Below are 12800 nucleotides of genomic sequence, written 5' to 3' on the forward strand. Positions count from 1 at the left end.
CTATGCCTTTAATTAAGACATAGGGACGAGAGTTAACCCGCGGTTCCACCCTATTTGCTACTTACTTTTACGTAGCCTCTTTTACTTCACCTGTTGCTCCAGAGCGCCCTTCGTTCACTTTCTATTCCCTAGCTCACACTCTCCTAGAGTCGCTTGTATAGAGGGAGTGAAGTACTTTTCTCCTTCATTGCTAAACATAGCTATAATTTAATGAAATAATAGCTGAATTTCTTTCGAAAGTCAATAGCTTACTTTTACTTATTATTGCATGAAACCCTTCATATTGTTCATTTGATTTAAAAACCTTTTTGTTTTTAATTGCAAGCCTGCATACTCATCATAGTATGTTTCTATTACCTTTTTCAATTCAAGTTTGGTTTGTTCTTTTACAGATATATTCCCAAGCCTTGACAAGTCCATGTAATAAAAAATGCGAAGTAACCTAACGGTAGCAGGAGAAAGCTTTAAATGATAGGGATCTTTATCCAAACAATGATGACAAATGAAGCCATTTTGGCTAATAGAAAAAGCAAATGTTCCTTCCGTTCGTTGACAGACGGCACAATGATTAAGCTCAGGATATAAGCCAAATAAGCCGAGCATTTTCATTTCGAAAATATGTGTTAGAATCTCAGCATCATATCCTTCATCAATTGCTTGTATGCATCTAAATACAAGTTCGAAAAGATAAGGATTAGGCTTCTTCTCTTCCGTTCCTTTATCCAGTAAGTCTACTATGTAACTTACATAAGCTGTAAGGAAAATATCTTCTTTTATGCTCCGCATCGAAAGTGAAATTTCACCTTGTTGAAGGGTCCCAAGCCCTCTGCTTCTTTGTATTAAGTAAGTGCCATAAGTAAAAGGCTGGGTGACAGCAGCAAGCCGACTATTTGGCTTTTTTGCGCCGCGTGCCATCACACCAACCTTTCCCCACTCTCTTGTAAAGAGTGTGACAATTTTATTTGTTTCGCCATAATTGACTGTTCTAATGACAATGCCTTCACATTTTTCAAGCATCGATGTCACCATCCTTATACGATGACAACCTATGAAATCGGAAAATCAAATTCTGCTAGTTCTTCATCTTGTTCTACGGGTATATCATGGTAATCTTTTTCAATTTCTTTAAAAAGAAGATATGTGTCAATATTACCTGTTTGGGAAAACACTTTCCAGGTAAAATCTTTCATAGATAACCCCACCTTTATTGTGTTTTTACTAGCAATTAAATCTATACTCTTATCATAGCCTGTCTTCTGAAAATCATAAGACGAAAAAATTGTTAATTAAATGGATGCATAATTCTTTGATTTCACCAATAACCTATGTTGACAGGTTTAATATTCATCTTCCCTAAATCCAAAGTCTCTTAACTGGGTCATTTTGTTACGCCAATCTTTTTGAACTTTCACCCATAATTCGAGGAAAACCTTACTTCCCATGAGATTTTCTATATCTACTCTTGCTCGTTGTCCGACCTCTTTGAGCATTTTCCCTTGTTTACCAATAACAATACCCTTTTGAGAATCTCTTTCTACAATAATCGTAGCCATGACATGAATGATATCCTTCTTTTCTTGCCGCTCAATCTTATCAATTACAACCGCTAATGAGTGAGGAATCTCTTCTCGGGTTAAATGTAAAGCCTTTTCTCGTATCAATTCGGAAATAATAAACCTCTCCGGATGATCTGTTACTTGATCAGCAGGATAGTATTGTGGCCCCTCTGGTAAATATTCCTTAAGCTGCTCTAGAAGGCGATCAACATTATTCCCTTCTAAAGCGGATATCGGCACAATTTCACAGAAGTTATATTTCTCTTTATAAGATTCAATGACAGACAATAGTGCATCTGGGTGAATTTTGTCAATTTTATTGATGACAAGAAAAACAGGTGTTTTGACTGATTGGAACTTTTCTATAATGAATTCTTCCCCTCTGCCAAACCCTTCTTCAGCATTCACCATAAATATAATGGCATCGACTTCTTTTAGCGTATTTTGTGCAACTTTCATCATAAAATCGCCTAATTTATGCTTAGGCTTATGAATTCCTGGTGTATCGATAAAAATATACTGTGCATCATTTGTTGTGAGCACACCTTGTACTTTGTTTCTTGTTGTTTGTGGTTTATCACTCATAATCGCAATTTTTTGTCCAATGACACGGTTAAGTAGTGTAGACTTTCCTACATTTGGTCTGCCGATAATGGAAATAAACCCTGATTGATGCCCTTGTTGATTATTCATGTAAATCCTCCGATGAAAAAGCTCCTGGTAATAGTTGCTCTACTGTTAATTGTTGTGTATCTCCGTTTAAGTTTGTTAGAACCACCGGCATCTCTTTTGAACATAATTCAGAGATTACCTGCCTGCACGCGCCACATGGTGATACAGGTCTGTCTGTATCTGCAACAACTGCTAACATTTTAAATTCTGTTACGCCATCAGAATATGCTTTAAAAAGCGCCGTTCTTTCGGCACAATTACACATACTATATGCGGCATTCTCTATATTACATCCGTGGAAAACTGTACCATCTACTGCCAAAAGTGCAGCACCAACTTTAAATTTTGAATACGGTACATATGCCCGGTCCCTTGCTATTTTCGCTTCTTCGATTAGTTTATCAATGTTCAATTGTTTCTTCCTTTCTGAAATGGCCGATTGCCTTCTTTTATTTTACACTATTTTTTTTGTAAAATCATGGGTTGTTGTCATTTTGTAATAAAATAATTGAATTTTCAGTAAATAAGCCCATTTAATAAATTTCTTATGCTCTGTCATTTTAGCTTAATCATGCTTACTATACAAACGGTTTTATCTTCATTTCACTGAAATCAAGAAAATGAAAATCTATTTTTCATGAATCAAACTAATTTTTATACCATCTTGTACTTATTTAAAACAAATAAAGCAAATGGTTTTAAAAAACAAAAAAAGCATATAACCGCAATTGCGGCTATACACTTAAAGGATCTTTGGTAAAAAAATAGAAAGGCCAATGATCACGGTTAAAACGGCATAAATAAGAACTGCTCCAGCTGCAATATCTTTTGCTTGCTTCGCCAAAGGATGCTGCTCTGTTGTCACAAGATCAACGACACGCTCTATAGCTGTATTCATTAACTCAAGTGCAATCATCCCAGCTATTGCAAAACCTATCAACAGCCATTCTGTTTTAGTCAATTCAAAAATAATACCGAAAAAAATGACTAGTACTGTCATCACAAAGTGGATTTTCAAGTTTCGTTCCGCTTTTAAAGCGGTAATGACCCCGATAAATGCAAAATAAAATGACGAGACTAATGATTGTTTTTTACGTGAATTTTTATCTCTGTAATCCGAATTCATCTAAAATTTCCTTTTGCCGAGTAAACATTATTTTCTCCTCCTCGGTTGTTTCATGGTCATATCCAAGTAAATGTAGGAAACCATGTACAGATAAAAATCCTAATTCTCTCATAAAACTATGTCCATACTCTTCTGCTTGTTCCACTGCTTTAGGAATAGAGATGATAATATCGCCTAACATGCGAGGCAACCCTTCTCCGATAAGAGGGATTTCCCCTTCCCCCATTTCTTCCATTGCAAATGAAATCACATCTGTAGCCTTGTCTTTATTTCTATATTCACGATTGATTTCTTGTATGCGCTCATTTTCAACAAACGTAATAGAAATCTCCGTATCTTCTTCAACCACTTCTTTTACAGCTGCAAATTGTAGAAGGTTTTCAATCTCTCTTGTTTGCGTCTCTGTAAGTCCTTCTGTTTCATCAATAAAGTCAATGTGTAATGTCATGCTTGTGTCACCTTCTGATTCGTCATTTCTGGATATTCAATTCGTGAATGGAAAATACCATTCAATGTTTCATTAAATGATTTTGCTACAACCTCTAACTCTTTTAATGTTAAATCACATTCGTTTAACTGCCCATCTTGCAGTCGGTCAGCAATGATTTTACGAATAAGACCATCAATTTGTTCTGGAGTAGGATGAGACATCGAGCGCACAGCTGCCTCAACGCTATCAGCTATACCGATCACAGCCGATTCCTTTGTTTGTGCCTTTGGACCAGGATAGCGAAAATCCTCCTCTTTCACTTCAACTCCACTTTCTTTTGCTTTGTAGTAAAAGAATTTAAGTAAAGTCGTGCCATGATGTTGTTCAGCAATGTCAATAATTTCTTTTGGCATTTTATGCTTTCTTAACAAATCAGCACCATCTTGCGCATGTGCAATAATAATATTTTTACTCGTCAATGGTGGCAGCTTATCATGTGGGTTGTCTATGTTTATTTGGTTTTCGATAAAGAATTGTGGCCTTTTTGTCTTCCCTATGTCGTGATAATAGCAACCAACTCTCGCTAGAAGTCCATTGGCACCAATAGCTTCACAGGCAGAGTCTGACAGATTAGCAACCATTACACTATGGTGATATGTTCCAGGCGCCTCTGTTAAAATCTTTCTTAAGAGCGGATGATTAGGACTCGATAGCTCTATTAGCTTCATTGCAGAAAGAATACCGAAGCCTGCCTCAAAAAATGGCAAGAACCCGATTGTTAAAACAGCTGCGGAAATGGCTGATATAAATCCAGAAACCATATAAAAACTGTACTCTACAAGATCCACTTGACCATTTCTTAGCAATAGCAGTGCTAAAATCACTAGAATATTTACAACGGAAACAAGTAAGCCAGCTTGTAAAATTTTTGATCGTTGGTTTTGTTTACTTAAAAATAATACGCCCGCTATTCCACTGCAAGTTATATAAATGGCAGCAGTCACATGAAAACTTCCAGTAATAGACCCATTAAAGATAAGGGAGCCACAAATAGCAATAATTACTGAATAATAAAGGGCAAGTTTTTCACTAATAAGTATTTTAATCAACATCGAACCCATTGCAGCAGGAAATATATAGAGTATATCAGAATACTCAAATGCCTGTATATAGCTAATCCCCTTCATTAGTAGTAAGGAAATGATGAAAACAATACTATAGACTAATAAGAAATTTTGCTTTACTTCTTGTGGCTTATCAAGCTCATAAAAATAATAATATGTGGCTGCTAGAATGATGAGAACTACTAGCGCTAGTCCAATAAATGGTTGGATAGAATTCTCATTATCTAACATGCCTACTAGTTCAAGTTGACGATAGACTTCCCTACTTATGAGTTGATTTTGCTCAACAAGTATTTGCCCTTGTAATATTTTGACTGGTTCAACAGATTCAACAGCTGTTTGTCGTTTCTCTTGCGTTTCCTCCGGAGCGTAAAATTCATTCTGGTAAATAGCATACCTACCAAGCTCCACCATCGCAGTTTTTAAAGTATTGTTGAGTGATGTTAAGCTAATTTGATCTTGCACACGTTTTTTAGCATTCTCTACCCCATCAGCAGGGATCCTTTGTTGCATAACGTGATTAATCTCTGTAATTGTAACATCTTTTGCAATTGATAATTGATTAGGGCTGGCTTCTAATAACGTTCTCAATACGCTATCTGAGATTTCCTTCGTTACTTCTTCTGTTAATTGTGATTTTGTGCGCTCAAGTTTCTCATCAAGACTAACAAGCTTTGGTTTTTCATCCTTTTCACTTTCTTTCGCCTTTTCTGAAGCTTGCTCGTTTTCCTCCGCTGCTTCTTCATTTACTGCAGAAACGGTATCAAAAATTGATGTTATGAGATCCACTCGGTTTTGTGCAATTTCTTTTTTTACAACATAAACGTCCTCAACCTGGTTTTCAGCTTCTTTCTTTTTCTTTTCGGTACTTTCTTTGTCTTCAATCGTAACCGGCGAACGAATCGTTTGCTCTGCTACAGAAAAAAGACTTAATTCCAATTTCTCTGGCCGTACATTTGAAAACATTGTTGCGTACATAATGATTCCAAGTAGAACAAAGAGCAAAACCCTCACAAATGTCATTTTTAATAAATTTCTAATTTTATGTATGTAGTGATGGAGTTTATCCATTAACGAGACCTCCAATCCTAAGTATCTCTGAGAAATTCTTTTCTTCCTTAATTATGTAAAATCATAACAGTTTTTTTTCAAAATTACACTAATATTTTTAATTGATGACAATATGTAATCATCCTTATCTTACCCTATTCTTCCATATACTCCAAATAACAATCACTCCTAGCTCGAGAGATTGTCAGCAGAAATCAAGAAAGAGCGAGTATTATTCCTTTACATATCGTCACATACCCCACTTTTGGCTTAAGCATTTCACCTTACAAGTTCTTCCCATTTATGATTATTTTAATAAGATATGTATCATTAAAATAATCATAATGTCGGATCATATATAGTTCACGATAAAAAAGAACAAACTCTGATTCAAAAAGCAGAATTTGTTCCTGATTGTGTTGCTAAAACAGCCATTTATTCAGCATTTTCTTCGTATGCTTGAATGATTTTTGCAACAAGCGGGTGTCTGACAACGTCACTTTGTTCTAAATGAATAAAACCAATTCCAGAAACACCATTTAATATTTGTTCACTTACCACGAGTCCCGATCTAGCCCCACGAGGAAGGTCGATTTGGCTTTTGTCACCAGTAATAACCATTTTTGATCCAAAACCTAAACGTGTTAAGAACATTTTCATTTGCGCTTGTGTTGCGTTTTGCGCTTCATCTAAAATAACATAAGCATCATCTAACGTACGTCCCCTCATATAAGCAAGTGGGGCAATTTCAATTGTTCCTCTTTCAATTAACCTTTCTGTATGCTCTGCTCCAAGTATATCATGAAGCGCATCATACAAAGGACGTAAATACGGATCGACCTTTTCCTTTAAGTCACCTGGTAAAAACCCTAAACTCTCTCCTGCTTCTACAGCTGGACGAGTAAGAATAATTTTTTTCACTTGTCCATTCTTAAGGGCATTCACTGCCATTACAACAGCTAAGTAGGTTTTTCCCGTTCCTGCAGGACCAATACCAAAAACTAAATCTTTCTGTCTCATAGCCATAATATATTGGCGCTGACCTAAGGTTTTAACTCGAATCGATTTACCTTTTGCATTTTTCATTATTTCTTCTTCATAAAGTTCTTTGAAATATTCTAGTGTACCCTTCCTTGCCATCTCTAATGCGTAAATAATATCCCTACCACTAATTTGAATACCTTTTCTAATAACGTAAAGAAGTTGCTCAATTACGTCACCTGCAATGGCCACAGTTTCTTTCTCACCTGATACATAAACAGATTCGCCTCTTGTTACAATTGATACCGATAACTGTTGTTCAATTAGTTTAATATTTGTGTCACCATTACCTAAGAGGGCAATGGCTTCATTTGGGTTTTCAAATTGTACATTTAATGTCTTTAAATCTTCTGTCATTCTTTATCTCCTTGGATTATTGGTTGTTCCTCAGCAATATTCTCAATAATTTGGAAATGTATTGATAATTTAACTTTACCATTCTCTATCGTTTGGTGCAAAACATTTTCCCCTTTAATGGTAGCATCTTCATCTAGCTGCTTTTTAATTTTACTTCTAGCTAATTTCTTCGCTTCTACAATCGCCTCTTTTTCTGTATAAACTTGTGTCATCTCTTCTGCTTCTCTGTAGATGTTTTTTGTAACTGCAATCGGTAACTCCCATTTTAGAAATTTAACTTGCCGCTTGTCCTCTTCCTTTACATAGTGGTCAAAACCTATATTTCCAAAGCCCCAAAAAGGAATCTTTAATGATCCAAGCTCCAATATATTTTTCACTTTTTGATCACCAGTGTATACTTTGGACTTTTTCTCTAATGGATAAGCTACATTCGCTTTATACCACGTTTCCGCTAATACTTCCCCTTTGGCAGGCACTATCTTCTTTCTTTCATCATTTCCAATTAGGCCTGAAACTAATAATTGACCTGGTTTTACAAAGTCATTAATTTTCGCCTTTGCTTCTCCCTCCTCAATAAACATACCGATAATGGTTCCTTTTTTCTTTGCCACTAAATGCTGCGGACTTAATATCTCTGTTTTCTTTGGTTCATTTTTTTCTACCACTTGAAGATGATAGGTTGTCCCTTTCAACTCCACACCGACCCAAGTAATTTCATTCACATTTTCTGTTAAATACCGTTGTATACCTTCAGGTGTATCTATAAAGAATTGTAGCTTCCCTTTTTTTACACCAATTTTCTCTAACTCTTTTTCCATCTTATATTCTGTTGCTGGATTTGCTCCTTTAATTTCGATCCCCCATACCATGTTTGACAACAAAATAACTACAACTAAGAAAGCTATTGCCCCTAATAAGAATCCACTATTCCTTAGCATACGCTTTTTCATGAAGGGCAATCCTTTGCGGCCGACAAACTCAAATTTGCAGTCGGCACTTCTTGCATATTGTCTTAAAGTCGGTAAATCATCTAATTTCATTTGAAATGTAAGCACTTGGCTTCCATGGGCTTTAACATTCCAAATGGATACACCAGCTCTCGTTAAAGTATTTAAAAATCTTTCACTTCCTCTACCGCTTGTCCTAACTGTGACGATTCCTTTTAAAAAAAAGAGCCATTGATTTTTCATCTTATCCTCCTCATATTTGAGCAGGTGGAAATCGCTAACCTTGTAATAGAATAGCGACCCTTCCCACATCAAATTTACTCAGCTACAAAAAGAACTTGATCAATTGTTCCTTGCAATAAGATTTCTTCAGGCATAATTGTTTTAATAACAAAGTTATTCCCTTTAATGAGCAGTTGACCATGCTCTAATAACAACCTTACTTCTTTATCTGAAAAACCAAGTAAACCGCGGTGGTTCTCAATATAAATATGAATTTGTCCAATCATAGTAATGCGGGGCAAATCCATCATGACATCTTGAGGAAGTTCCATATTTTTTGTCATCCAGCTTCTTAGTCGTTCTCCCCATTTTTTTGCCATAAAAAAAGAACCCCCTTTCATCTCATATGTATGAGAGAAAGGATGGTTCTAGCACTGAATTCAACAGCAAATTTTATTTTCTTTTCATCGTTCGATGTGGGTTCCTTGATCTCGGTTGTCCGAGAATTTCTGACCAAACAACCGCGTCAACTAATTGTTTATTAGAGACTCTCATACTAGGTTGATCTACATTGTTATTGGCCACATTTTTATTTTTTGTTGCTGAAAGGAAGGCACTTGCTCGTTTTTGCGCTTCTTCTTTTTGTTTTCTTAAATCAGCCAGTCGCTCTTCTGCTTCTTTTTTACGATCCGAGACTTCTACACCAGCTTCTTGCATAGTAGCCTTCGCGTAACGTTTTAACTTCTCTTCGTTGCGATCATAAACAGGTGGCCCTTCTTCTTGTTTCTCTGCATCCATCATCTGACGCCTAGCTTCTTCTTGCTCTTCGACAGACTTTCCACGTGGCTGCTTCTGTTTGTCTGACTGCTGGTCATTTACTTTCTTACCAAATAAGGAAGTAATGATCCCGATAAGAAAAACCAATAATAAAGGATTTTCCAACAAAAAATCAATCATGAGATACAACACTCCCCTCTAGAGGTGAGTCCGATTAGGACATTCAATCTTTCTTCGGCCCTTGTTTTGAGTCATCTGATACTTTACTAATCGAGTCTCTCATTTCTGTATCAGCTTCAATATTTTGGATATTCATATAATCCATCACGCCAATATTGCCACTTTTTAATGCATCTGCCATCGCTAAAGGAACTTGAGATTCTGCTTCCACAACTTTCGCTCTCATCTCTTCAACTTTCGCTTTCATCTCTTGCTCTTTGGCAACAGCCATTGCACGACGTTCTTCCGCTTTGGCTTGGGCAATATTTTTATCAGCTTCCGCTTGCTCTGTTTGCAATTCTGCACCAATGTTTTTACCGATGTCCACATCAGCTATATCAATGGATAGAATTTCAAATGCTGTACCAGCATCTAACCCTTTAGCAAGGACAGTTTGAGAGATCATGTCTGGGTTTTCCAATACTTCTGTATGTCTTGTAGATGAACCAATTGTAGAGACAATCCCCTCACCAACACGGGCAATGATTGTTTCTTCTCCAGCACCCCCGACTAGTCGGTCAATATTGGCTCTTACAGTAATTTTTGCTTTTGCTTTCACTTCGATACCATTAATCGCTACACCAGAAATAAATGGTGTTTCAATTACTTTTGGATTAACACTCATTTGAACTGCTTCAAGTACATCACGACCAGCTAGGTCAATCGCCGCACTTCTTTCAAAACTTAATTCCATATTGGCACGATGCGCTGCAATTAAAGCATTCACTACTCTATCTACATTACCACCTGCCAAATAATGACTTTCAAGTTGATTGGTATGAACTTCTAATCCTGCTTTATGTGCTTTAATTAATGGATTAATTACGCGGCTTGGAATTACTCGTCTTAATCTCATTCCAATAAGGGTGAAAATACTTACCTTAACACCTGCTGCTAATGCTGAGATCCACAGCATAACTGGTACGAATGTGAAGAGTATGGCAAGAGCAATAATTGCTAATACCACAATTACGATCGTCATAATAGAAATAGGTTCCATTCAATTACCTCCTAAAATACTTGGTTATTTATCTAAATTTGTTAATTCACGGACGACTACTCTCGAGCCCTCTGCTTTTATGACTTCCACTTTTGCATCTTTTTTAATAAATCCACCTTCACTAACGACATCAATTCTTTCATTTTCAATGACAATCGTTCCTGATGGACGTAACCCTGTTAAAGCATAACCTTGTTTTCCAATTAGCTCTGAACGGGATTTATTTGAGATGTATCCTCTTTCAGTATTTGTAGAATCGCTTAAAATTAGTTTTTTGAAAAATTTCATTTTTTTACCAAACACCTTTACCATTAGAATAGAAACCGCAATAGATAATATAGCCGCAATCATAATGGAGGTTGCCATTTGTTGCACATCAGCCCCAGCCATGAATAAACTCCCAATTACTGCAGCAATCCCCAACACACCGGCGATACCACCTGGGAGGAAAAACTCTGCGATAATTAACCCAATTCCAATAATAAATACAATGAGTGATTCATACCCGGCAAATCCAGCAACCATATGACCATAGAAAAATAAACCAAGAGCTGTGAGTCCCATTATACCTGGAATACCAAAACCAGGAGAATAGAGCTCTAGCAATAATCCAATGCTTCCTATAGAAAGAAGAATAGGCACGATGATTGGATGTGTAATGAATCTAGCCAATTTCTCAGAAAAACTTTCCTCGATAGACCTTACTTCTGCATCTTCATAACCTAAATGTTCTAAAAGCTCTGCTTGCGTAGCAAATGTTCCTTCTGAATATTCTACCTCGTCTGCTTGACTAGCAGTTAATGTCAATAGCTTTCCTTTTGGTGCACCTAATTCAGGTAGATCGATTGAATCATCTGCCATTGCTTGAGCAATTTCTGGATCTCTCCCACTTTGTTCAGCAGCTGCAGTCATAGCAGATAACCATGCTGAAACTGCTTTTTTGTCAGCTGTGTTGCCTTCTTGGTCGATAATCGCCGCCGATCCCATTGTAGCCCCGGGCGTCATATAAATCTCATCCATGTTTAATGAAATATACGCACCAGCTGACAATGCTTGTTTATTTACAAATGAAATCGTTTTAATATTTGTAGATGTTAATACTCTGCCAATTTCCTTAGCTGCTTCTACTTCACCGCCAGGCGTGTTTACTTCGAAAATAATCGCACTTGCTTGATTTTCTTCAGCTGTAGTCACCGCTCTATTGATAAAAGCATGCAATCCTTTTTCAACAGTATCTTCTATTGGTACGACATACACAACCTCGTTATCAGCCTTGCTGATCGGTGTCATCATTACGAAAAATGCCCATAAAAATGAAAGGATGATTGTCGCTTTTCTCATTCTCTTCTCCCCTCCCCCCTTTTACAGAAATACCTATGATAGTTATACGGCTGACGCGTGAAAAGGTTTCATTTTTCTTTTCTTATTTTGATTATTTATAATTACATAAAGTAAAAAAGTGTGACTATGTAATATATATAAAAGAAACCTTACTACTAGTATGGCATCTTTTAGACAAAATAAAAAGACCGTAAGCTCGAAAGCTCCGGTCTTTCCGTACATCTTTTTATGAAAGGTGTTGTTGTACAAGTTTATTAATAAGTGCACCGTCTGCCTTACCTTTTAGCTTTGGCATAATGGCTGACATCACTTTACCCATTTCAGCTTTCGATGTAGCGCCTGTATCGGCAATGGTTTGTTTGACGATAGCAGATACCTCTTCATCAGAGAGCTGCTCAGGCATATATAACTCTACGTACTGTAATTCAGTACGAATTTTTTCAACTAGATCTTCACGACCTGCCTTGTCAAATTCATGGAGGGAATCCTTGCGTTGCTTTACTTCGCGAGAAAGGACAGTAAGTTCCTGATCCTCGGTAAGATCTTTTCCTTCCTTGATCGCCTCATTTTGCAATGAAGCTTTGATCATCCGAATCACAGTTAACTTATCTTTTTCTTTGTTCCTCATCGCTTGTTTCATATCTTCATTTAAACGCTCGAGAAGACTCACTTACATACACCCTCTCTTAAAACTTGCGCTTTCTTGCAGCTTCAGACTTTTTCTTACGTTTGATACTTGGTTTTTCGTAGAATTCGCGCTTTCTTGCTTCTTGCAAAGTACCAGTTTTTGATACTGAACGTTTGAAGCGACGAAGAGCATCTTCAAGCGATTCGTTTTTACGAACGACGGTTTTAGACATTCTCTTTCCCTCCCTCCGAGCACAACACACTTACATGTCAACATGGAATACCATGTACTTTGCAATTATAATATAACA

At 36.8% G+C, this 12800-nt stretch carries 15 protein-coding genes; all 15 read right to left on the reverse strand.

Going from position 1 to position 12800, the window contains the following annotated elements; translation table 11 throughout:
* Positions 1-261: 261 nt before the first annotated feature.
* Complete coding sequence (gene recO, locus MKX78_RS16365; protein ID WP_095372530.1) at positions 262-1017, reverse strand: DNA repair protein RecO; 756 nt, start codon at positions 1015-1017, stop codon at positions 262-264.
* 29 nt (positions 1018-1046) lie between these two features.
* The gene (locus tag MKX78_RS16370) at positions 1047-1190 is read right to left on the reverse strand and encodes a YqzL family protein (RefSeq protein ID WP_095372529.1); all 144 of its coding nucleotides are present in this window, start codon (positions 1188-1190) and stop codon (positions 1047-1049) included.
* A gap of 147 nt (positions 1191-1337) precedes the next feature.
* Positions 1338-2249, reverse strand: coding sequence for a GTPase Era (gene era, locus MKX78_RS16375; RefSeq protein ID WP_307312867.1), 912 nt, complete (start codon positions 2247-2249; stop codon positions 1338-1340).
* Positions 2242-2640, reverse strand: a complete 399-nt coding sequence (locus MKX78_RS16380) for a cytidine deaminase (protein WP_224935947.1) — start codon at positions 2638-2640, stop codon at positions 2242-2244. The genes era and MKX78_RS16380 overlap by 8 nt, the downstream gene beginning before the upstream one ends.
* 330 nt (positions 2641-2970) lie before the next feature.
* The gene (locus MKX78_RS16385; RefSeq protein ID WP_341051610.1) at positions 2971-3354 is read right to left on the reverse strand and encodes a diacylglycerol kinase family protein; all 384 of its coding nucleotides are present in this window, start codon (positions 3352-3354) and stop codon (positions 2971-2973) included.
* Positions 3332-3802, reverse strand: a complete 471-nt coding sequence (gene ybeY, locus MKX78_RS16390) for an rRNA maturation RNase YbeY (protein WP_095372525.1) — start codon at positions 3800-3802, stop codon at positions 3332-3334. The genes MKX78_RS16385 and ybeY overlap by 23 nt, the downstream gene beginning before the upstream one ends.
* Positions 3799-5979 (reverse strand): HD family phosphohydrolase, encoded by a 2181-nt coding sequence (locus tag MKX78_RS16395; protein WP_095372524.1) that lies wholly within the window; start codon positions 5977-5979, stop codon positions 3799-3801. Before MKX78_RS16395 ends, ybeY begins: the two co-directional genes overlap by 4 nt.
* A 414-nt stretch (positions 5980-6393) precedes the next feature.
* A complete protein-coding gene (locus MKX78_RS16400) occupies positions 6394-7356 on the reverse strand; it encodes a PhoH family protein (protein WP_095372523.1) in 963 nt (320 codons plus the stop codon).
* Positions 7353-8546 (reverse strand): sporulation protein YqfD, encoded by a 1194-nt coding sequence (gene yqfD, locus MKX78_RS16405; protein ID WP_341051614.1) that lies wholly within the window; start codon positions 8544-8546, stop codon positions 7353-7355. Before yqfD ends, MKX78_RS16400 begins: the two co-directional genes overlap by 4 nt.
* Before the next feature lie 74 nt (positions 8547-8620).
* Positions 8621-8905, reverse strand: coding sequence for a sporulation protein YqfC (yqfC, locus tag MKX78_RS16410; protein ID WP_095372521.1), 285 nt, complete (start codon positions 8903-8905; stop codon positions 8621-8623).
* Positions 8906-8978: 73 nt separating this feature from the next.
* A complete protein-coding gene (locus MKX78_RS16415; protein WP_095372520.1) occupies positions 8979-9482 on the reverse strand; it encodes a hypothetical protein in 504 nt (167 codons plus the stop codon).
* A 43-nt stretch (positions 9483-9525) separates the two neighbouring features.
* On the reverse strand, positions 9526-10521 hold the full coding sequence (floA, locus tag MKX78_RS16420) for a flotillin-like protein FloA (protein ID WP_095372519.1): 996 nt from the start codon (positions 10519-10521) through the stop codon (positions 9526-9528).
* A 24-nt stretch (positions 10522-10545) separates the two neighbouring features.
* Positions 10546-11862, reverse strand: a complete 1317-nt coding sequence (locus MKX78_RS16425; RefSeq protein WP_095372518.1) for an NfeD family protein — start codon at positions 11860-11862, stop codon at positions 10546-10548.
* A gap of 226 nt (positions 11863-12088) precedes the next feature.
* A complete protein-coding gene (locus MKX78_RS16430) occupies positions 12089-12532 on the reverse strand; it encodes a GatB/YqeY domain-containing protein (RefSeq protein WP_095372517.1) in 444 nt (147 codons plus the stop codon).
* Between the two features lie 16 nt (positions 12533-12548).
* Positions 12549-12722: a 30S ribosomal protein S21 gene (gene rpsU, locus MKX78_RS16435; RefSeq protein ID WP_066201342.1), complete on the reverse strand. Its 174-nt coding sequence runs from the start codon at positions 12720-12722 to the stop codon at positions 12549-12551.
* Between the last annotated feature and the right edge of the window lie 78 nt (positions 12723-12800).

Origin of the sequence: Cytobacillus sp. FSL R5-0569, from assembly GCF_038007265.1 — a bacterium.
In the GTDB taxonomy this organism is placed as follows: Bacteria; Bacillota; Bacilli; order Bacillales; family Cytobacillaceae; genus Cytobacillus; species Cytobacillus kochii.

Excerpts from the sequence above, each read along its gene's own strand:
- MKX78_RS16415 (WP_095372520.1), bottom strand. The coding sequence starts at position 9,482 with ATGATTGATTTTTTGTTGGAAAATCCTTTATTATTGGTTTTTCTTATC.
- MKX78_RS16370 (WP_095372529.1), bottom strand. The coding sequence starts at position 1,190 with ATGAAAGATTTTACCTGGAAAGTGTTTTCCCAAACAGGTAATATTGAC.
- floA (WP_095372519.1), bottom strand. The coding sequence starts at position 10,521 with ATGGAACCTATTTCTATTATGACGATCGTAATTGTGGTATTAGCAATT.
- yqfC (WP_095372521.1), bottom strand. The coding sequence starts at position 8,905 with ATGGCAAAAAAATGGGGAGAACGACTAAGAAGCTGGATGACAAAAAAT.
- rpsU (WP_066201342.1), bottom strand. The coding sequence starts at position 12,722 with ATGTCTAAAACCGTCGTTCGTAAAAACGAATCGCTTGAAGATGCTCTT.
- ybeY (WP_095372525.1), bottom strand. The coding sequence starts at position 3,802 with ATGACATTACACATTGACTTTATTGATGAAACAGAAGGACTTACAGAG.
- MKX78_RS16385 (WP_341051610.1), bottom strand. The coding sequence starts at position 3,354 with ATGAATTCGGATTACAGAGATAAAAATTCACGTAAAAAACAATCATTA.
- MKX78_RS16400 (WP_095372523.1), bottom strand. The coding sequence starts at position 7,356 with ATGACAGAAGATTTAAAGACATTAAATGTACAATTTGAAAACCCAAAT.
- MKX78_RS16425 (WP_095372518.1), bottom strand. The coding sequence starts at position 11,862 with ATGAGAAAAGCGACAATCATCCTTTCATTTTTATGGGCATTTTTCGTA.
- era (WP_307312867.1), bottom strand. The coding sequence starts at position 2,249 with ATGAATAATCAACAAGGGCATCAATCAGGGTTTATTTCCATTATCGGC.
- MKX78_RS16395 (WP_095372524.1), bottom strand. The coding sequence starts at position 5,979 with ATGGATAAACTCCATCACTACATACATAAAATTAGAAATTTATTAAAA.
- recO (WP_095372530.1), bottom strand. The coding sequence starts at position 1,017 with ATGCTTGAAAAATGTGAAGGCATTGTCATTAGAACAGTCAATTATGGC.
- yqfD (WP_341051614.1), bottom strand. The coding sequence starts at position 8,546 with ATGAAAAATCAATGGCTCTTTTTTTTAAAAGGAATCGTCACAGTTAGG.